The organism is Halospina denitrificans (assembly GCF_004364635.1).
Classification (GTDB): domain Bacteria; phylum Pseudomonadota; class Gammaproteobacteria; order Pseudomonadales; family Oleiphilaceae; genus Halospina; species Halospina denitrificans.
This window is the reverse complement of the sequence record NZ_SOAX01000002.1, coordinates 355,133-375,211: the sequence shown is the minus strand read 5'-3', so window position 1 is coordinate 375,211 and position 20,079 is coordinate 355,133. Positions and strand designations below refer to the sequence as shown.

The window sequence follows — 20,079 nt, the reverse complement described above, 5'->3', positions numbered from 1 at the left end:
GGGCCTCAATGCCAAAGACATCCTTCTTTGTAACCGGTACGGATACGGATTCGGGCAAGACAGCGATTGCCGGCGGCATCCTGGCCCTGGCGGCGCAGCATGGTCTGCGGACGCTGGCGATGAAGCCCATAGCCTCCGGTTGCCATCAAACCCCTGACGGGTTGCGGAACCCGGACGCGCTGCACCTGCAGAGCGTTATTACTGAATCCCTCAGCTATGACGCCGTCAACCCGGTTGCGCTGGAGCCGGCCATCGCGCCCCATGTTGCCGCCATGGATGCGGGCCGAAGCCTGTCCGCCGAACGCCTGGCCGGTTACTGCCGGGGCACCATGACCCGCCCCGGCGATCTGTTCCTGGTGGAGGGGGCCGGCGGCTGGCGTGTGCCGCTGAACAGCACCGAGACCTGGTTCCATTTCGTGCGCGACCTCAACATGCCCGTGGTGCTGGTCGTTGGCATGAAGCTCGGGGCGATCAATCACGCGCTGCTGACGGCCGAGATGATTCGCCGTGATGGACTGGAGCTGGCGGGATGGGTGGCGAATTGTTGTGGGTCAATGCCCATGGAGCGCGAGGATGAGACCTTCGACTACCTCTGTAAGCATATTGAGGCTCCCTGTATGGGGCGAGTGCCCTGGCTGGAGGGTGGCGACGGTTTTCCGTGCGCGGAAGCCGTGGCGCGATACCTGTCCTTGCCACTGAATGCGGCTGATTAAAACCTGATCAGAAAAGCGGTCATTAATCTCTTGACAGAGCCTTGGCTTCAAACGTATGTTTCAAACAGCCGTTTAATTATTGTTGGAACCGAGGTACAACGCCATGCCCCAATACAGAGCACCCCTGCGTGATATCCAGTTTGTGATGAATGAGCTGCTGGATACGGAAACGCATTATCAGCATATCCCGGGTGGCGAGGAAGCTACGCCCGACATGGTCAACGCCATTATCCAGGAAGGGGCCAAGTTCTGCGAGCAGGTGCTGTCACCGCTGAACCAGACCGGGGATCAGGAAGGCTGTACCCTGGAAAACGGTGCAGTGACAACGCCGAGCGGTTTCAAGGAAGCGTATCAGCAGTATATTGCAGGCGGCTGGCCTTCAATGACGGCGGATGAGGAACTGGGCGGCCAGGGGCTGCCGGGCTCACTGTCCATAGTCATGAATGAGATGGTGGGCACCGCCAACTGGTCCTTCGGTATGTATCCCGGTCTCAGCCATGGCTGCCTCAACACGCTGGAAGCCCATGGTTCCGATGAGCAGAAGCAGACCTATCTGCCCAAGATGATCAGTGGCGAATGGACAGGCACCATGTGCCTGACGGAATCCCATTGCGGTTCCGACCTGGGGATCCTGCGTTCCAAGGCGGAACCCAACGACGACGGCAGCTACAACATCACCGGCGAGAAGATCTTCATCTCCGCGGGTGACCACGACATGGCGGACAACATCATCCACCTGGTTCTGGCCAAGCTGCCGGATGCGCCCAAGGGCACCAAGGGTATCTCCGTCTTTGTCGTACCCAAGTTCATTCCCGACGAGAACGGCAATCCGGGCGAGCGCAACAGTGTTTCCGTTGGTTCCATCGAGCACAAGATGGGCATCCATGCCAACGCTACCTGCGTGCTGAACTTCGACGGTGCCAAGGGCTTTCTCATTGGTGAACCGCACAAGGGCCTGGGTTACATGTTCACCTTCATGAACATCGCCCGTATCGGTACTGCCATCCAGGGTCTGGGTTCCGCCGAGCTGTCCTTCCAGGGATCGCTTGAATACGCCAAGGAACGCCTGGCGATGCGGTCGCTGTCAGGCCCGAAGAACCCGGATGGCCCTGCCGATCCCATCATCGTGCATCCGGACGTGCGCCGTATGCTGATGACCCAGAAGGCGCTGGCCGAAGGTGGCCGTGCCATGATCTATTACGCGGCACAGCAGGCTGACGTCGCGACGCGCGGCCAGGACGAGGACGCGCGCAAGGAGGCCGATGAACTGCTCGGATTCCTGACGCCGATCGCCAAGGCCTTCCTGACCGAGACCGGGATTGAGGCGGCCAACCAGGGCATGCAGGTTCTGGGTGGCCACGGGTATATTTCTGAGTGGGGCATGGAGCAGATTGTCCGCGATGCCCGTATCGGCGCCATTTACGAAGGCACCACCGGCATCCAGGCCCTGGATCTTCTGGGCCGCAAGGTGCTGATGAGCCAGGGTGAGTCGCTCAAGCGCTTCACCAAGAAGGTGCACCTGTTCTGCAAGGAACACGGCAATAACGACTCCCTCAAGGAATTCATCGAGCCGCTGAGCGCCTTCAACAAGGAGTGGGGTGATCTCACCATGAAGCTGGGCTCGGCCGCGATGAAGGATCGCGAAGAAGTCGGCGCGGCCTCCTACGACTACCTGATGTACTCCGGCTACGGCGTCATGGCCTACCTTTGGGCATCCATGGCGGAAGTGGCTCAGCGCAAGCTGGAGGAAGGCACCTCCGAGGAAGCCTTCTACACGGCCAAGCTCCAGACAGCCCGTTTCTACTTCAAGCGGATGCTGCCGCGGGCCAAGGCTCACGCCGATGCCATGATCAGCGGCGCAGACACCCTGATGGATATGCCGGAAGAGCACTTTGCCTTCTGAGCAGAACGCCAGGCATGCAACGGAAAGCCCGCCTCGAGCGGGCTTTTCTGTGAATAACCTCCGGATTTCCGTAAAGACCGTAACCTGATTGATACATTCATGGGCGTGCCACGTACCTTTAGGGTAAAATGCGGCGCCGCCAATTAAACAGCATGAGGGACTAATTCCATGGCTGAGTATCAGGCTCCCCTGCGCGACATGCGCTTCCTGTTGAACGAGATTTTTGATGCGCCGGGCCAGTGGGCGTCACTGCCGGGCCTGAGCGAGAACGTGGATCCGGAAACGGCCGATGCCATTCTGGAAGAGGCCGGCAAGATCGCCGCCGGCAGCCTTGCGCCCCTGAACCAGAGTGGCGACGAAGAGGGCTGTCACTGGGACAACGGCACCGTGACCACGCCGGAGGGCTTCAAGGACGCCTACCAGACTTACGCCGAAGGCGGCTGGGTCGGGCTCGGTGGCGATCCCAACTACGGCGGCATGGGCATGCCCAAGAGCCTGGTGGCCCAGGTCGAGGAAATGGTCCAGGGTGCCAACATGGCCTTCGGGCTCTGCCCCATGCTGACCGCCGGCGCCTGCCTGGCGCTTCATGCCCATGGCAGTGAAGAGCTCAAGCAGAAGTACCTGCCGAAGATGTATGAAGGCACCTGGTCGGGCGCCATGGACCTGACCGAACCCCATGCGGGCACCGACCTTGGCATCATCCGCACCAAGGCGAAGCCGAACGATGACGGCTCCTACAGCATCACCGGGACCAAGATCTTCATCACCTGGGGCGAGCACGACATGGCGGAGAACATCATCCACCTGGTCCTCGCCAAGCTTCCCGACGCACCTCCCGGACCCAAGGGAATCTCCCTCTTCCTGGTGCCCAAGTACGAAGTCAACGATGACGACTCCCTGGGCGAACACAACGCCCTGTCCTGTGGCTCCCTGGAAGAGAAGATGGGCATCCACGGCTCCGCCACCTGCGTCATGAACTACGACGGCGCCCGTGGCTTTCTCGTGGGCGAGCCCCACAAGGGCCTGATGGCCATGTTCACCATGATGAACTACGAGCGCCTGGGTGTGGGCATCCAGGGCGTGGGCGCCGCTGAGGCGTCATACCAGAACGCACTGGCCTATGCCCGCGAACGCCTCCAGAGCCGTTCCCCGACAGGCGCCCAGGAAAAGGACAAGGTCGCCGACCCCATCCTCGTCCACCCGGATGTGCGCCGCATGCTGCTGAAAATGAAGGCCCACACCGAAGGCAGCCGCGCCTTCATCACCTACGTGGCCCAGTGGCTCGACCAGGCCAAGTTCGCCGAAGACGCGGAATTCCAGAAGAAAGCCGACGCCATGGTGGCCCTGCTCACGCCCGTCGCCAAGGCCTTCCTCACCGACCGTGCCCTGGACACCTGCGTCATCGGCCAGCAGGTCTTCGGCGGCCATGGCTACATCCGCGAATGGGGCCAGGAACAACTCGTCCGCGACACGCGCATCACCCAGATCTACGAAGGCACCAACGGCATCCAGGCCATGGACCTGATGGGTCGCAAGGTAGTGGCCAACAACGGCCAGTTCTTCGAGTACTTCGCCGACGACGTCGCGGATTTCATCACCGAAAACCAGGACGACCCGGCCCTCGAAGGCTACATCCAGCCCCTCGCCAGCGCGATCGAGCGACTCGCCGACGTCACCGAGCACGTCATCAACAGTGCCGGCGACAACCCCACCGAAGTGGGCGCCGCCGCCGTCGACTACCTCGACCTCTTCGGCCTCACCGCGGAAGCCTACCTCTGGGCCCGCATGGTCAAGGCGGCCAAGCCCAAGGCGGACAATGACACCTCCGGTTTCTACACTGGCAAACTCAAGACCGCCCGCTTCTTCTACGACCGCCTCCTGCCACAGACCGTGGCCCTGGCAGAAGGAATCCGCAACGGATCCGACTCCATGATGGCGTTTTCGGAAGAAGAGTTCGGTTGATCAGAGTTTTAGAGCCAGAAGGTAGGAAAAGGGGAGCTTAGCTCCCCTTTTTTATCGGCGTATTGCTTGATATCAGAAGGAGGGGATCAGGGCCCGCTTTCCGGGAAGCTCTGGAGCCATGGATGGCGGAAGCGCAGCGTACATGGACGTATTCAAAGCGGTTCCCGGAAAGCGGGCCCTGATCCCCTCCGGCACCCAACCTGAAATCTACTTTTCTTAACGCCCGGAAAGCGTCTCAATCAAAGCCGCCAAAGCCGACCAGACCGGCAAGGAAGTATCATACCCCTTGGCCGCCCGATCCACCCGCCGACACTGCTCCCGAGCAACCTCACACCGCCGCGAACTCAACCGCCGCGCCCCCTGCTCAACCGCCTTCTGCAGCGAGCGCTGCCGAATAAAGCTCGCCTTGAAAAACTCCGCCGAATTGCGCCCCGACTTCCAGGCCTGCTGAAGATTCACCAGATGCTTCAGGTCCCGCTGCAATACGCCAAGAATCGCCAGCGGACTGTTGCCCTCCTCAGACAGACGCCGCAGGATCTTCAGCGCATGGGCCCGGTGCCCGGCCAACGCCTCCGTACTCAGCTCAAACGCATTGTAGCGACTGCTGTCCTCAACACCGGCCATCATCACCGCATCATCAATGGGCTCATCGCCGGCCACCAACTGCAATCGTTCCAGTTCCTGGTGGGCGGCGAGAAGATTGCCCTCCAGGCGCTCACAGAGCTGCTGAAGGGCGTGGCGGGTCAGGTGCAGGCCCATCCCCCGGGCGCGGTTCTCAAGCCAGCGCGGAAAGTCTCCAGGGTCTACGGGCCAGACTGGCACATGGACCGCCTTCTGCTGCCACTGCTTGTACCAGCTCTTCCGGAACTCCCCGGAATCCAGCCTGGGCCCGGATACAAGGAGGATCACATCCTCGGGCGGCGACTCCAGGTAACGCTCAAAGGCTTCCCGCCCCTTGCCGGGCTTACCGCTGTGCAGACGGACTTCCACGCGTTTCAGGGTCGAGAAGAGGGACAGGGACTGGGTTTCCTCGGTGACCTGGTTCCAGTCGAACTGGTTGTCCGTCTGGAAGACGGTTCGCTCCTCATAGCCCTGTTTCAGGGCCGCTTCCCGGATCTGGTCACAGGCCTCCTGGACCAGTAGCGGCTCGTCGCCGGTGACCAGGTAGGCCGGATCAAGCCGCTTGTTGAGCTGATCGGCAAGCTGGGGCGGATTGACCTTCATGAGCCCTCGTTATCGCTGTCTTCATCCGCGTCATACTGCTCACGAAGCAGGCGGATACGTTCCTCCGTGAAGGGAGTAAGACGGCGTGTAACCTGCTGGGCCAACTGCTGTTGGAGAACGCCTTCAATGCCACTCTGCTCCCGCTCTCCCGCAAGAACCTGCTCTTCGTCCGCCCGGTACACCTCGCTGGCACTGAGCTGGGTATCCGCGAGCAGGGGAATATCATCGCTGGTGATCAGCCGGAGTCCCACGGTTGCCTGGATCTCATATTCCGCGGCCGCTGCCCGGTCCGTCAGGGCGCTGGTCCGGCGGTTCTGCTCATAGGTCACCAGTTTCAGGGTATGGGCCGGCTCCTCGCCGTCGCCGGCCAGCAGTTGATAGAGCTCAAGCTGTTCCCGCACCTCACTGCACAGGGGGCCGGGGATATCGTCGGCGCAATCGAGGGCGAGGGGCGCCAGCGCGTCGGGAATACTGCCCGCGCCACGAAGCTGGAAGCCGCAGCCGGCCAGTATCAGTGTCCCCAGCAGGAAGGTGCCAATCCGCAGCCGTTTGATCATGGGCTCCCTATTTCGCAACCACATTCACCAGCTTGCCGGGCACGACTATCACCTTGTGAATGGTCGTGCCCTCGGTGAAGCGCTGAACATTCTCGTCCGCAAGCGCCATGGCCTCCAGTGATTCCTTGTCGGCGTTGGCATCGACGCTCAGCCGCGAGCGCAGCTTGCCGTTGACCTGGACCACCAGTTCAATGCGGTCTTCCTTCATGGCCGCTTCGTCGGCCACGGGCCATTGCGCATTCACAACCGGCTCCTGATGGCCGAGTGCCTCCCAGAGTTCATGGCCGATGTGGGGCGTAATCGGCGCGAGCACCAGGACCGCCGTTTCCAGCACTTCCTGCATCACGGCTCGGTCACCCTCGGAGGTGACCTCGAACTTGCCCGCATCGTTGAGCAGCTCCATCACGGCCGCAATGGCGGTGTTGAAGGTCATGCGGCGGCTGAAATCGTCGCTGACCTTGGCGATGGTCTGGTGGGTCTTGCGGCGCAGCTGCTGCTGGCGCTCATCGGGTTCCCCGGGAATCGCCGCCCCGCTACCGCCTGATTCCAGGTGCTGGTGCACCATGCGCCAGAGCCGGCGCAGGAAGCGGTGGGCGCCTTCCACGCCACTGTCCGACCATTCCAGGGACTGCTCCGGCGGAGCCGCGAACATCATGAAGAGGCGGACGGTGTCGGCCCCGTACTCATCAATGATGGACTGCGGATCGATGCCGTTGTTCTTGGACTTGGACATCTTGGTGACGCCGCCCGGGTGAACGGGCTTGCCGTCAGCCTTGAGCGTTGCCCGGACCACCTGGCCCTTGCCGTCGTACTCCGCGTCCACGTCCTGGGGCGAGAACCATTCCTTGCCGCCGTTGTCGGTTTCCCGGTACCAGGTTTCCGCCAGGACCATGCCCTGACAGAGCAGGCGGTTGAAGGGCTCGTCGCTCTGCACGAGGCCGGTGTCGCGCAGCAGTTTGTGGAAGAAACGGGCGTAGAGCAGGTGCAGTATGGCGTGTTCGATGCCGCCAATGTACTGGTCCACGGGCAGCCAGTAGTTGGCTGCCTCCGGGTCCAGCATGCCCTGGTCGTTATGGGGCGAGCAGTAGCGTGCGTAGTACCAGGACGACTCCATGAAGGTATCGAAGGTGTCCGTCTCGCGGAACGCGGGCTGGCCGTTGTAGGTGGTTCTGGCCCACTCGGGGTCGGCCTTGATGGGCGACTGGACCCCGTCCATGGTCACATCCTCGGGCAGCCGTACCGGCAGGTCGTCTTCAGGAACCGGGACCGATTCGCCGTTTTCCAGGCTGAGCATGGGAATGGGGGCGCCCCAGTAGCGCTGCCGCGATACACCCCAGTCCCGCAACCGGTAGTTGGTGGTGCGGCGCCCCAGGCCCTTCTGTTCGAGGTCCTTGGCAATGGCCTCGAAGGCTTCGTCGGAGCCCATCCCCGTGTAGGGGCCGGAGTTGCTCACCAGTCCCTTCTCGGTAAAAGCGGCCTCATGGCAGTCAATGTCGCGACCGTCGTTGGGGCTGATCACCTGGCGGATCTGGATGCGGTACTTGCGGGCGAACTCGTGGTCGCGCTCGTCATGGGCGGGCACCGCCATCAGGGCACCGGTACCGTACTCGTGCAGCACGAAGTTCGCGATCCAGATGGGGATGCGATCGCCCGTCAGCGGATGCAGGGCATAGAGGCCCGTCTCGACCCCTTTCTTTTCCATGGTTTCCATGTCGGCCGTGGACGCGACCGTGTTGCGGCATTCCTCTACGAAGTCCGCCACTTCACGATGGCGCTCGGCCGCTTTGTCAGCCAGGGGATGCCGGGCGGACAACGCCATGTAGGTCACCCCCATCAGTGTATCCGGGCGGGTGGTGTAGACGGACAGGGGTTCGGAGCCGTCCTCCACCTGGAATTCCAGCTCAACGCCCTCGGAACGGCCGATCCAGTTGCGCTGCATGGCCTTGACCTGTTCCGGCCAGCCGTCGAGCTTGTCCAGGTCGTCGAGCAGTTCGTCCGCGTAGTCGGTGATGCGGATGAACCACTGGGGAATATCCTTCTGTTCAACCACGGCGCCGGAGCGCCAGCCGCGGCCTTCAACCACCTGTTCGTTGGCGAGCACCGTCTGATCCACCGGGTCCCAGTTCACCGTGGCGTTCTTCTTGTAGACCAGACCCTTCTCATGGAGCCTGGTGAAGAACCATTGCTCCCACCGGTAGTAGTCCGGGTCGCAGGTGGCGAATTCGCGGTTCCAGTCGTAGGCAAAACCCAGGCGTCGGAGCTGGGCCTTCATGTGCTCGATGTTCTCCCGCGTCCACTTGGCCGGCGCCGTTTTATTGCTGATGGCGGCGTTTTCCGCCGGCAGACCGAAAGCGTCCCAGCCCATGGGCTGGAGCACGTTTTTCCCCTGCATGCGCTGGTAACGGGAGATGACGTCTCCGATGGTGTAGTTGCGCACGTGCCCCATGTGCAGCTTGCCGCTGGGGTAGGGGAACATGGAGAGGCAGTAGTATTTGGGCTTATTGGGATCTTCCGTTACCGCGAAGGAGTCGTTGGATTCCCAGTAGGCCTGTGCTTTGCGCTCGACCGCCTCAGGGCGATATTGCTCATCCATGGTAAGAGGTGCCTTTTGCTTACGATTCTGAAAATGGTTGTTGCATTGGAAAAGGGCTCATTCTAGCGTAGTGAAAGGGCTACAGGTAGCCATACACACCAAGCCGAGGGAAACTCAATGGCCGAAAAGCAACGTCCGGAACTGAGCAGCAACGCAGAGAAAACCTATGACCGCATGCTCGCGCGCGTGGAGGACCGGCTCGCCGACGCCGAACACCGGACCTGGGAGCGGCTCCAGCAGGAGATCGAGGACGCGGTGGAGTTCGAACAGGATGTGGCGGAACTGACCAACGAGGAGATTCATCTGCTCCGGGCATACCTGAAGCGGGACCTGTCCCATCTTCTGGGTTTCATCTCGAGCACGGGTGAGGGGGTCCGCGAATGGCTGATGCGGGATCTGGAGTGGTTTGAGGACCGCGTGCTGAACCTGCTGTTCTCCATTGCCGACCCCACCCGGCTGGATACCCTGGAACTGCAGCAGAAACTGGCGGACAGCGACAGTGAGCACTACTTCACGGGGGAACTGGCGATGGCGGGTGTGCTCCGCTGCCTCAACTGCGGGAATCTCGTGACGCTGTCGGGCACAAGCCGGCTGGAACCCTGCCACCAGTGTGAGTCCCACTACTTCGAGCGCGTGACGACGCATACGCCAGACGTGGATACCGACGCCGTTTAGCGCCCCGATTTGACGGCGGCCCGTTCTCCGTTACATTTAGGATCGTTAACGATTCAAACTGTTCTGGAAGGAGTGAGTGGGAATGGCCGTCGCTGCATTTCTGGGTGTACTTGCATTCGTTGCCATATCCATGGTCTATGTCTATCGGTTTCGGGGCCACGAACGCTATGCGAGTCTGGCGGAGTACTGGCGCAAGGGCTGGCCCATCTTTACTCCCCTGAACTGCCTGCTCTACCTGTTTACCAAGCCACGGGGCCGGGGCTCGATCCAGGACCTGGAGCGTTTTCCCGAACTCCGGGCGATCCGGGACAACTGGGAGACCATCCGTCGCGAGGCCGTGGCGCTCCACGAGGACCGGGTTTTTGACCGTACCAGTGACCCGGAATCCAGCGCCTACTACGACATCGGCTTCCGCACCTTCCAGAAGTACGGCTGGAGCAAGTTCTACCTCAAATGGTACGGCACTCACTTGAACTCCGCCCAGGCTGCCTGTCCGGAAACCCTGAAGATCCTGGACCAGGTTCCCTCGGTCAACGGCGCCATGTTCTCGGTGCTGCCCGTGGGGTCCAAGCTGACCCGCCACTCCGATCCGATTGCCTGCTCACTGCGGTATCACCTGGGCCTTGCGACGCCCAACGACGACAGGTGTTACATCAATATCGATGGCAGGGATTATTCCTGGCGTGACGGGGATGACCTGCTGTTTGACGAGACCTATCTGCATTACGCGCACAACGATGCGGAGCAGTACAGGCTGATCCTGATGTGTGATGTGGAGCGCCCGACCTGGTTGGTGGGTCGTGTGGTCAATTTCTTCTACAAGGGACTGATGCGTCTGACCATCGTGCCGAATACGGACGGAGACCAGCGGGGCCTGGCGAATACCATTTTTGCCAGGGTGTCACCGGCGATTGCGCGGGTCCGGACGCTCAAGAAAACCAATCGCCGCCGCTACCTGGCGATCAAGTATTCGGTCAACACGGTGCTGGCGCTGGCAGTCTGCGGGCTCGTTTTCGGTGGTTTCATCGCCGCGCAGGAAGTTTACGAGGCCGTTGTCTGAGGGGCATTGTTTCCCGGCCGGCGTTGGCGGCCGAAGACGATCATAATCGCCGCCAGCGTCACGACCGGCCAGGATCCCGCCAGCATGAAGGGGGTCTGGCCGGTGACCGGCTGGAGTGATCCCGTCAGCACGTCCCGCTTATAATGAGCCGCCTTTTTTACCACCTTCCCTTTACCATCCACGATGGCGGTGATCCCGTTATTGGTTCCCCTGAGCAGGGGTCTGCTTGTCTCAAGCGCCCGGGTGCGGGCAATCTGCTGGTGCTGGAAGGGGCCGATGGAACGGCCGAACCAGGCATCATTGGAGACGGTCAGCAGGAAACCGGTACCCTGGCTGTTACGCGCGACAAAATCGGCGTAGGTGATCTCATAACAGATGAACGGGTGCACGGCGACGCCGGCCAGACGCAGCGGGCTCTGGTTTTCCGGTCCCGGGCGGAAAACCGACATGGGCAGATTGAGGAGCTCGATGGTGCCGCGCAGCAGTGACTCGAAAGGGACGTATTCGCCAAAGGGGACGAGTCGCTGCTTGTGATAGGTGCCCTGGGCTTGGCCCAGGGTGATCAGGCTGTTGTGGAACACGGACCCTGGGTAATGGGGTGTGTTTCCGTACCAGGGAATGCCGGTGATGAAGGCCGTGTCGGTTTCCAGGGCCCGGGTTTCAATGGCGTCCAGTGTGGGCGCGGCCTGGCCCTGGGTGGCGGGAACGGCCGTTTCCGGCCAGAGAATCAGGTCCCGGTCCCACAGGGGTTCGGACAGCTCCCGGTAGGTGCGGATCTGCGCCCGCATCTGTTCGGGATCCCATTTGTTGTGCTGGGAAATGTTGCCCTGGACAGCGGCTACCGACAGCGGGTCGCCGTCGGGATGGGTCCACTCAATCGTGTTCAGGAGGGGACCGGCAAGCCAGGGCAGCAGGGCCAGGCCCAGTGCCGCCAGGGCGGTTTTCGGGCGTTGCCGCCAGCCTTCGGTGCCGGCCAGCAGGAGCAGAACACTGGTGCCGACGGTCAGCAATGTAGCCCCGTGAACCCCGAGCAGCGGCAACCAGCCCGCGAGGGGACCATCGGTCTGGGCGGTCCCCACATAAAGCCAGGGGAAGCCGGTCAGCAGCCAGCCGCGCACCCAGTCCGTGAGCACCCAGACCGCGGGGAAAAGCCAGAGCCGGCGGCGCTCATGGTCGCCGCCGAGTTTGCCCCAGCACCAGAAGGCAATCGCCGGAACCAGGGCCAGGCCGGCGACGAAGACCAGTGTCATCAGCACCGCCAGGGGCGCCGGTGTATTGGCATATTCGTGGATGCTGACATACACCCAGGAGGCGCCCGCCCCGAAAAGGCCGAACCCGACCAGCCAGCCATCCCCAAAGAGGGCTTTTGGATCCCGGTGCAGGCACAGCGGGATCAGGACCAGAAAGGAGAGAATTGCCGCTGGCCAGACGAAGAAGGGGGCAAAGGCCAGGGTCTGGAGGCCCCCCGCCAGCACCAGAAGGGCACGGCGCAACAGGCGTTGACCACGGGATTGCATCAGGAGACTTGTTTCAGGCAATGGGCTTCACTTGGATCAGTCGGACTTTGCGGTTATCGGCGTTGAGCACCTTGAAACGGAACCGATCGACCGTGGTGGATTCGCCGCGTCTCGGGAGGCGGCCGAACTCCTTGAGCAGCAGGCCCCCGATGGTATCGAACTCGTCCTCGTCGAGCTCGGTGCCGAAGAACTGGTTAAAGTCCTCGATGGCGGTCTGGGCCTTGACGGCGTAGATGCCGTGCTCGCGCTCCATGATCTGGTCGTCGTCGTCCACATCATGCTCGTCCTCGATGTCACCCACGATCTGTTCCAGCACGTCCTCGATGGTGATCAGCCCGGCGACACCGCCGTACTCGTCAACCACGATGGCCATGTGGTTGCGGTTTTCCTTGAATTCCTTCAGCAGCTGGTTACAGCGCTTGCTTTCCGGGACCACGGTAGCAGGTCTGAGAATATCCCGGATGCTGTCGCGGGTGAGGTTGTTGCGCAGCGCCAGCGGCAGAAGGTCCTTGGCCAGCAGAATGCCAACCACGTCGTCGGAGGTATCGCCAATAGCCGGGAAGCGCGAGTGGGCGGAGTCGATGATGTCGTTCATGTAGCTGGACGGGTCCGCCTCGGCCTTGACGGTGACCATGCGCGAGCGCGGGATCATGATCTCCTCGACGCGCATGTCGGTGACCTGCATGGCCCCTTCGATGATGCTCATGGCATCCGCATCGATCAGCTGCTGGAATTCCGCGTCGCGCAGCATTCGCTGCAGGTCTTCGGGACTGCGGGGTTCGCTGGAGAATGCCTGGGATAGTCGGTCAATCCAGGATTTGCTGGCCTGACCGTTATTCGACGGGTCGTCGTTCATGGAGCCTGGGTCCGTGTCCTCATTGATACGGGTCGGGAAAGCCTAGTTCGCCCAGCAGGCGCACTTCAAGACTTTCCATGATCTCCGCTTCCTGGTCATTCTGGTGATCATAGCCCTGCAGGTGAAGCATGCCATGAATCACCATCTGTGCCCAGTGAGCCTGGAGTGTTTTGCCCTGTTCTTCCGCTTCGTGTTTGACGACGTCCGCACAGATCACGAGATCGCCGAGCAGGTCGAGTTCCACGCCCTCGGGCACGTCAAAGGGGAAGGAGAGCACATTGGTGGGAGAGTTTTTTCCACGATAGCGGCTGTTGAGTTCGGCGCTCTCCGTTTCATCCACCACCCGCAGGGTGATTTCCGTTTCTACCGCGCCCTGCCAGCCAGCCTCAGCCCATTGCTGGAGCTCAGCCTCATCGGGCACTGACCGGCTCTCACAGGCATTCTGGAAATCGACGACAATCCTGCTCATGAGCCCTGGGCATCCCAGCTGTCGTAGGCTTCAACAATGCGCTGTACCAGCGGGTGCCGAACCACATCCTCGGCGCCGAACCAGGTCATGCCGATGCCCTTGACCTCCTTGAGCACCCGCAGCGAGTGCTCGAGGCCGGAGTGCTGGCCGTGCGGCAGGTCAATCTGGGTGATGTCGCCGGTGATGATGGCGGTGGAGCCGAACCCGATCCGCGTGAGGAACATCTTCATCTGTTCCCGGGTCGTGTTCTGGCTCTCATCCAGGATGATGAAAGAGTTATTCAGGGTCCGGCCGCGCATGAAGGCAAGCGGGGCGATCTCGATGACGCTGCGCTCGATGAGCTTGTTCACCTGCTCGAAGCCCAGCATTTCATAGAGGGCGTCGTAGAGCGGGCGCAGGTAGGGGTCGACCTTCTGGGCCAGGTCACCGGGGAGAAAACCCAGTTTTTCGCCGGCTTCCACCGCCGGGCGCACCAGCATCAGGCGTTTCACTTCCTCGTTCTTCAGCGCCTCCACGGCACAGGCGACGGCCAGCCAGGTCTTGCCGGTGCCGGCCGGGCCGACGCCGAAGTTGATGTCGTGGGTGCGGATGGCGTGGATGTAGCGCTGCTGGTTCTCGCCCCGGGGCTGGATCTTCATTCGCGGGGTATGGACCACCTGGACACTGCCATCATAGTCACTGGTTTCAGGCAGGCGTTCGAAGCCGGACTCGCGGATGAACAGGTGCACGGTGTCCGGACTGATGTCCTCATTGGCCTCGGTTTCCCGGTAAAGATGCCTGAGCACTTCCATGGCGGCGGTGGCGGTTTCCGCCTCGCCGGTGACGCGGAAATGATGGCCCCGGTAGCCGATGCGCACACCCATGCGCTTCTCGATGTGTTTCAGGTGCTCGTCGAACTGGCCGCACAGTGCGGCCAGCCGTTCCGAGTCAACGGGTTCCAGATGGAATTCGCGGGTATCAGCGCTCAAACAGGCCTCGATTCAGTAGCGATTATCATCAATCATTTCACCGCGAAGGGAGTTGGGCAAGGCCTCGGTGATGTGCACATCAACAAAATTTCCGATCACGCCCGGAACCTCGGTGCGGAAGTTCACCACACGATTGTTCTCGGTGCGGCCCTGGTATTCACCCGGGTCTTTCTTGGAGACGCCGGTCACCAGGATCCGCTCGGTGTTTCCGACCATCTTGCGGCTGATGTCCAAGGCCTGCTGGTTGATGCGGTCCTGCAGGATGGCGAGGCGCTCCTTCTTGACCGCCTCGGGCGTATCATCCGGCAGATCCGCCGCCGGCGTGCCCGGACGGGCACTGAAGACGAAGCTGAAGGAGACATCGAAGCCCACATCGTTGATCAGCTTCATGGTGTCCTCGAAGTCCTTCTCGGTCTCGCCGGGGAAGCCGATGATGAAGTCCGAAGACAGGCTCAGGTTCGGGCGGATGCGACGCAGCTTGCGGATCTTGGACTTGTACTCGAGCGCCGTATGGCCGCGCTTCATCAGCGCCAGTATGCGATCGGAGCCTGCCTGCACGGGCAGGTGCAGGTGGCTGACCAGCTCCGGGACCTGTTCGTACACGTCAATCAGCGCGTCGGAGAACTCCACCGGGTGCGAGGTGGTGAACCGGATCCGGTCAATGCCATCGATATCCGCCACCCAGGTAATCAGCTCCGCCAGATCCATGGTGTCGCCGTCGAGGGTCTCTCCGTCATAGGCGTTGACGTTCTGGCCAAGCAGGTTCACTTCCCGGACACCCTGGCGGGCGAGGTCGCGGACTTCTTCCAGCACGTCCTCGACCGGGCGGCTAAGCTCTTCACCCCGGGTGTATGGAACGACGCAGAATGAGCAATACTTGCTGCAGCCTTCCATGATGGAAACGAACGCGGTCGGTCCGTTAACGCCGGGCGCGGGCAGCTCATCGAATTTTTCGATCTCGGGAAAACTCACGTCCACCACACCGACGCTGCCTTCACCGTCCGCCTTGGTGATCATCTCGGGCAGGCGGTGCAGGGTCTGCGGCCCGAAGACCATGTCCACGTAGGGCGCCCGGTCGATGATCGCCTGCCCTTCCTGGCTGGCCACGCAACCGCCGACGCCGATAATGGCATCCGGGTTGTCCTTCTTCAGGTGCTTCCAGCGGCCAAGCTGGTGGAAGACCTTTTCCTGGGCCTTCTCGCGGATGGAGCAGGTGTTGAGCAGCAGGATGTCCGCGTCATCGGCGGTGTCCGTCAGCTCGACCTGGTGACTCTCGCGCAGGAGGTCGATCATGCGCGAGGAGTCGTATTCGTTCATCTGACAGCCGTGGGTCTTGATGAAGAGTTTCTTTCCCATAATCTGGCGTCGTTCTGTGGTGGTTGAAAGATCGCCGATTATAACGCCGGGGGCGTGCTGGACGTAAGTGTTATCGGTCGCTGTCTTTGTGGGTGCTTTGGGGTTTTGGCACAGGACTGTGGGGTGGGTGCGGGTGTTGGGGTGTGGTGGTCTTTTCGAGGACCGCTGTGAACCCATCCCTGGGCGCTGGCGCGATGACATCCTGTCATCGAGCCTCCTCGAAAAGACCACCACACCCCAACACTCTTAGTTGAGTGCTATTCGCTTAAAAGGATTCGGCTAGCGTTTCGAAATGACCACGAGCATCGCGGCGGGGGATCGCTTTCAGGGAGGCTCTTCGTCAGGATGACGAAGCGCCAGCGCCCAGGGGTTTGCGCGATTGAGCGCAAACGGGCTTACAGGACGTAAGCCCTGGACTTTTTAGCGGAGCAGGACAGCGTAGCTAAAAAGGGTTCACAGCGGTCCCTGAAAGCGATCCCCCGCCGTGATGCCGGCACCAACCCTCAAGCTGGGGCAAGCACTTTCAAGCCACGCTCAAAAGTGGACCTTATTCACCCTGGTCCAGATAGCTCTGCAGTTGTTCTTTCAGGCTACGGGGCACTTGGGTAATCACCAGTGCATCCCGATCACGGTCGTAATGAACCGCCTGATTCACGAGGTCGGAAGAGAAAGACAGGCTCAGGCCGTTCCCCTTGCCGGAAATCCGTACCAGCTTCCGCAGTTTCCGCCGATCCGGATGCAGCACACTGTCCGGCGGCAGCGCCTGCTCCTGGGCCACATGATTGGCGAAGCGCTCCGGCTCCGTATCATCAATATACCCGGACAATGCCGACAGAGGCACCGGTTCCCCCAACGCCTCCTGCTCATTGCAGAACTCATAGGCCCGGTTGCGGACCTTCTGGGCCTCTTCCGGCTCAGACTGGCTGGCGTAGGATTCCACCGCCTCCAGGAAAGTCCGCGTCTCCTGGCCCACATCCACCTCGCGCTGGAACCCGACGAGACGTGCAAAACAGCGCCCGCGCTCGCCGGTACCGCGCCCCTGGAGCAGGGTCAGGTAGTTGGCGGAGCCGTGGTCGCCGCGCCAGTCATGGATCTCGATGCGGGCCGCGAGGTTGAGGCGGGTCAGGCTGATGCTGTGGGCCGGGTGGAGTTCCAGGGCGGAATCGAGCTGGAAGATGGGGTCCATCTCCAGGGCAAAGAGGTAGATGACCTCGCCGTCGGCCAGGGACTCGTGGACCAGAACCAGGGGGCTGTCGATCTCCGCTTCGGCACGGCCGATCTCGTCCTGCCACTGTGAGAGGACGCGGTCCGAGAAGGCCTGGAAATCCTGGCGGCCATCAAGGTAGTCGGCGAGCCAGCCCTGGAATGGGTGGCTGCCGATGTCTTCCGAGAAGCGGCCGTATTCCTTGCCCGGGCGGGCGTTGAAGCGTTGCTTCAACTGGCGGTGGAGGGCTTCGTAGTCGCCCCCGGGGTCCGCCAGAACCTCGCCGGCCCGGGTCTTAACGGACTGTCCGCCTCCGTGATCCGTAGCCTGAAGCAGGCGCAGCTGTTGGATCGCCATGGATCAGGACTGCAGCTGCCGTTCCCGGCGCAGGGTATGGATCAGATCCTGCGTGGCCTTGCTGACTCCGGCCTGGTCGGACGCGCTGATGTTGTAATCCGAGGGCGTGCCGCTTACGCCGGTGCAGATGGCGATCATACCCTGGTTGCGCAGCATGTCCCCAATGCGACCACGCTCTTCATCGGAGTCCGTGTTCGCCTTGTCCAGCACAATCGCGGTCTTGCCAACATCGAAGAGGCTGCGCTGGAGTGCGGTTGCCAGGGTGCTGTCGGCGTCGCCGCCGCAGTTGATGATCAGGGCCTTCTGGTCCAGGCGCCGCTGCCATTCCTCTTCGGAAACCGGCGTCAGAAGACCTTCGTCGCTCTTGGCGCTTCCCTTGATCATGCCGGCACCAATGGTGATGTTGGTCAGCCGGTCGATGATGATGAAGGCACCGGTGGAGCCACAGCTCGGATAGGGGTCGAACGCCAGCGGGTGACTGACGGCGAACTCGCAGAGTCCGATTTCGTTCAGCCCGAGCTCCTCCGCGTCTTTCTGGTCCAGAGTGTTCACGTCCGTCTGGTAGTGAACCTTGCGCACGGAGCCGGAGCTGTAGCGCGGTCCCTGCTTGATGTCGTAGAGGCGGCCCGGTTTCAGTGGCTCGTCAATCATCCAGACCACGTTGGCATTGAACGCGGTGGCAACTTCGGGCAGGTCGTCGGAACGCACCAGCATGTCGCCCCGGCTGATGTCGATCTCGTCCTTCAGCGTCAGGGTGACGGGCTGGTCAATGTGGGCTTCTTCCAGGTTGCCGTCGAAGGTCACGATGTCCTCGACCCGGCTGGAGCGGCCCGAGGGCAGCGCCACCACTTCATCGTTGCGGTGAATCACGCCCGAGGCGATGGTGCCGCAGAAGCCCCGGAAATCGAGGTTGGGGCGGTTGACGTACTGCACCGGGAAGCGGAAGTGATCGAAATCCTTGTCCTGGGCGATCGGGACATCTTCCAGCACCTGCATCAGTGGCAAGCCGTCGTACCAGGGCATGTTCTCGCTGGGGTAGACCACATTGTCCCCTTCGAGGGCGGACAGCGGTACGAACCGGACGTCGTTCAGACCCAGGTCGCCGCAGAAGTGCTGGTACTCTTCACGGATTTCGTTGTAGCGCTCCTCGCTGTACTCCACCAGGTCCATCTTGTTGATGGCAACGATCACGTGCTGGACGCCGAGCAGCGACGCCAGGAAGGAGTGACGCTTGGTCTGCGTGAGAACGCCGTGGCGGGCGTCGATCAGGATGATCGCCAGCTGTGAGGTGGATGCCCCCGTGACCATGTTGCGCGTGTACTGTTCGTGGCCAGGGGTGTCGGCGACAATGAACTTGCGCTTGGCCGTGGAGAAGTAGCGATAGGCCACGTCGATGGTGATGCCCTGTTCGCGCTCGGCCTGGAGGCCGTCAACCAGCAGGGCCAGGTCGAGTTTCTCGCCCGTGGTGCCCATCTTGGCGCTGTCGGATTCCAGTGCTGCCAGCTGGTCTTCGTAGATCATGCTGGTGTCATGCAGCAGGCGGCCGAGCAGGGTGCTTTTGCCATCGTCCACACTGCCGCAGGTCAGCAGGCGCAGAAGCTGCTTCTGCTCGTGCTGCTTGAGATAGGCATTGATGTCGGTGCCGATCAGGTCTGACTGATGTGACATTGATTCTGTCTCCGAAAACCGGGTATGGAAGGGTGCTTTAGAAGTAACCTTCCTGCTTTTTCTTTTCCATGGAGCCGGCGCTGTCATGGTCAATGACCCGGCCCTGGCGTTCCGAGCTGCGGGTGAGCAGCATTTCCTGGATGATCTCGGGAAGCGTATCGGCTTCCGACTCCACCGCGCCTGTCAGCGGGTAGCAGCCCAGGGTGCGGAAGCGTACGGATTTCATCATGGGCTCTTCCCCGGGCTCCAGGGGCATCCGGTCGTCGTCGACCATAATGAGGGTGCCGTCGCGCTCGACCACGGGACGCTTTTTGGAAAAGTACAGCGGCACAATCTCGATGTTTTCGAGGTGGATGTACTGCCACACGTCAAGCTCGGTCCAGTTCGAGAGCGGAAAAACCCGGATGCTCTCACCCTTGTTGATCTGGCCGTTGTAGATGTTCCAGAGCTCGGGGCGCTGGTTCTTGGGGTCCCAGCGGTGATTCTCGTCGCGGAACGAGTAGACCCGTTCCTTGGCCCGGGATTTCTCCTCGTCCCGGCGCGCGCCACCGAAGGCCGCGTCGAACTTGTACTTGTTCAGCGCCTGTTTCAGGGACTGCGTCTTCATGACGTCGGTATGCTTGGCGCTGCCATGGGTAAAGGGTCCGATGCCCTGTTTCACGCCCTCTTCGTTGATGTGGACGATCAGGTCAAGGTCGTACTTCTCGGCCATCCGGTCCCGGAACTCAACCATTTCCCTGAACTTCCAGGTGGTGTCCACGTGGAGCATGGGAAAGGGGATCTTGCCCGGCCAGAAGGCTTTGCGGGCCAGGTGCAGCATCACCGAGGAATCCTTGCCGATGGAGTAGAGCATCACGGGGTTGTCGAATTCCGCAGCGACTTCCCGGAGGATGTGGATGCTCTCGGCTTCGAGCTGTTTGAGGTGCGTGAGATTGTATTGGGTCATCGCGCTCTGTACCGCAGTTGACTCGGAATGGAGGTGACCCTGGAATGCAGG

At 61.5% G+C, this 20,079-nt stretch carries 15 protein-coding genes and 1 pseudogene; 5 read left to right on the top strand and 11 right to left on the bottom strand.

The genetic code is table 11. From position 1 onward, the window contains the following. Positions 1 to 8: 8 nt before the first annotated feature. From bioD to DES49_RS05370, 3 genes are all read left to right on the top strand, one after another. Positions 9 to 713, top strand: a complete 705-nt coding sequence (bioD, locus tag DES49_RS05380; RefSeq protein ID WP_133735356.1) for a dethiobiotin synthase — start codon at positions 9 to 11, stop codon at positions 711 to 713. A gap of 103 nt (positions 714 to 816) precedes the next feature. Next, complete coding sequence (locus tag DES49_RS05375) at positions 817 to 2,616, top strand: acyl-CoA dehydrogenase C-terminal domain-containing protein (RefSeq protein ID WP_133735355.1); 1,800 nt, start codon at positions 817 to 819, stop codon at positions 2,614 to 2,616. A 168-nt stretch (positions 2,617 to 2,784) separates the two neighbouring features. Further along, entirely contained in the window at positions 2,785 to 4,578 is a 1,794-nt protein-coding gene (locus tag DES49_RS05370) for an acyl-CoA dehydrogenase C-terminal domain-containing protein (protein WP_133735354.1), read from the top strand. Between the two features lie 216 nt (positions 4,579 to 4,794). Here the strand turns inward: DES49_RS05370 and holA are convergent, their stop codons facing one another. The 3 genes from holA to leuS are packed head-to-tail and all read right to left on the bottom strand — an operon-like array spanning position 4,795 to position 8,952. Further along, on the bottom strand, positions 4,795 to 5,802 hold the full coding sequence (holA, locus tag DES49_RS05365) for a DNA polymerase III subunit delta (RefSeq protein ID WP_133735353.1): 1,008 nt from the start codon (positions 5,800 to 5,802) through the stop codon (positions 4,795 to 4,797). Next, positions 5,799 to 6,359 carry an LPS-assembly lipoprotein LptE gene (locus tag DES49_RS05360; RefSeq protein WP_166645996.1) on the bottom strand — a complete coding sequence of 187 codons (561 nt, stop codon included), beginning with the start codon at positions 6,357 to 6,359 and terminating at the stop codon, positions 5,799 to 5,801. Before DES49_RS05360 ends, holA begins: the two co-directional genes overlap by 4 nt. A gap of 7 nt (positions 6,360 to 6,366) precedes the next feature. Beyond that, positions 6,367 to 8,952, bottom strand: a complete 2,586-nt coding sequence (leuS, locus tag DES49_RS05355) for a leucine--tRNA ligase (protein WP_133735351.1) — start codon at positions 8,950 to 8,952, stop codon at positions 6,367 to 6,369. Between the two features lie 117 nt (positions 8,953 to 9,069). Between leuS and DES49_RS05350 the strand changes: the two genes are divergently transcribed. Both DES49_RS05350 and DES49_RS05345 read left to right on the top strand, forming a co-directional pair. Further along, a complete protein-coding gene (locus tag DES49_RS05350) occupies positions 9,070 to 9,627 on the top strand; it encodes a zinc ribbon-containing protein (protein ID WP_133735350.1) in 558 nt (185 codons plus the stop codon). A gap of 82 nt (positions 9,628 to 9,709) precedes the next feature. Then, a complete protein-coding gene (locus tag DES49_RS05345; RefSeq protein ID WP_133735349.1) occupies positions 9,710 to 10,687 on the top strand; it encodes an aspartyl/asparaginyl beta-hydroxylase domain-containing protein in 978 nt (325 codons plus the stop codon). Here DES49_RS05345 and lnt read toward each other — a convergent pair. The 8 genes and pseudogenes from lnt to cysD all read right to left on the bottom strand — a co-directional run. After that, positions 10,669 to 12,225 (bottom strand): apolipoprotein N-acyltransferase, encoded by a 1,557-nt coding sequence (gene lnt, locus DES49_RS05340; RefSeq protein ID WP_243864901.1) that lies wholly within the window; start codon positions 12,223 to 12,225, stop codon positions 10,669 to 10,671. The two genes, DES49_RS05345 and lnt, sit on opposite strands and share 19 nt — an antisense overlap. Continuing rightward, positions 12,218 to 13,060: an HlyC/CorC family transporter gene (locus DES49_RS05335; protein ID WP_133735348.1), complete on the bottom strand. Its 843-nt coding sequence runs from the start codon at positions 13,058 to 13,060 to the stop codon at positions 12,218 to 12,220. The genes lnt and DES49_RS05335 overlap by 8 nt, the downstream gene beginning before the upstream one ends. A gap of 19 nt (positions 13,061 to 13,079) precedes the next feature. Then, positions 13,080 to 13,529, bottom strand: coding sequence for an rRNA maturation RNase YbeY (ybeY, locus tag DES49_RS05330; protein ID WP_133735347.1), 450 nt, complete (start codon positions 13,527 to 13,529; stop codon positions 13,080 to 13,082). Next, positions 13,526 to 14,497 (bottom strand): PhoH family protein, encoded by a 972-nt coding sequence (locus DES49_RS05325; RefSeq protein ID WP_133735346.1) that lies wholly within the window; start codon positions 14,495 to 14,497, stop codon positions 13,526 to 13,528. The genes ybeY and DES49_RS05325 overlap by 4 nt, the downstream gene beginning before the upstream one ends. Positions 14,498 to 14,509: 12 nt before the next feature. Then, positions 14,510 to 15,853 carry a tRNA (N6-isopentenyl adenosine(37)-C2)-methylthiotransferase MiaB gene (miaB, locus tag DES49_RS05320; RefSeq protein ID WP_133735345.1) on the bottom strand — a complete coding sequence of 448 codons (1,344 nt, stop codon included), beginning with the start codon at positions 15,851 to 15,853 and terminating at the stop codon, positions 14,510 to 14,512. 547 nt (positions 15,854 to 16,400) lie between these two features. Next, on the bottom strand, positions 16,401 to 17,414 hold the full coding sequence (locus DES49_RS05315) for a nucleoid-associated protein (protein WP_133735344.1): 1,014 nt from the start codon (positions 17,412 to 17,414) through the stop codon (positions 16,401 to 16,403). Positions 17,415 to 17,417: 3 nt separating this feature from the next. Next, positions 17,418 to 19,082 (bottom strand): sulfate adenylyltransferase subunit CysN, encoded by a 1,665-nt coding sequence (gene cysN / locus DES49_RS05310; RefSeq protein ID WP_133735343.1) that lies wholly within the window; start codon positions 19,080 to 19,082, stop codon positions 17,418 to 17,420. Positions 19,083 to 19,119: 37 nt separating this feature from the next. Beyond that, positions 19,120 to 20,037, bottom strand: a pseudogene (cysD, locus tag DES49_RS05305) (sulfate adenylyltransferase subunit CysD); the annotation flags it as partial. Between the last annotated feature and the right edge of the window lie 42 nt (positions 20,038 to 20,079).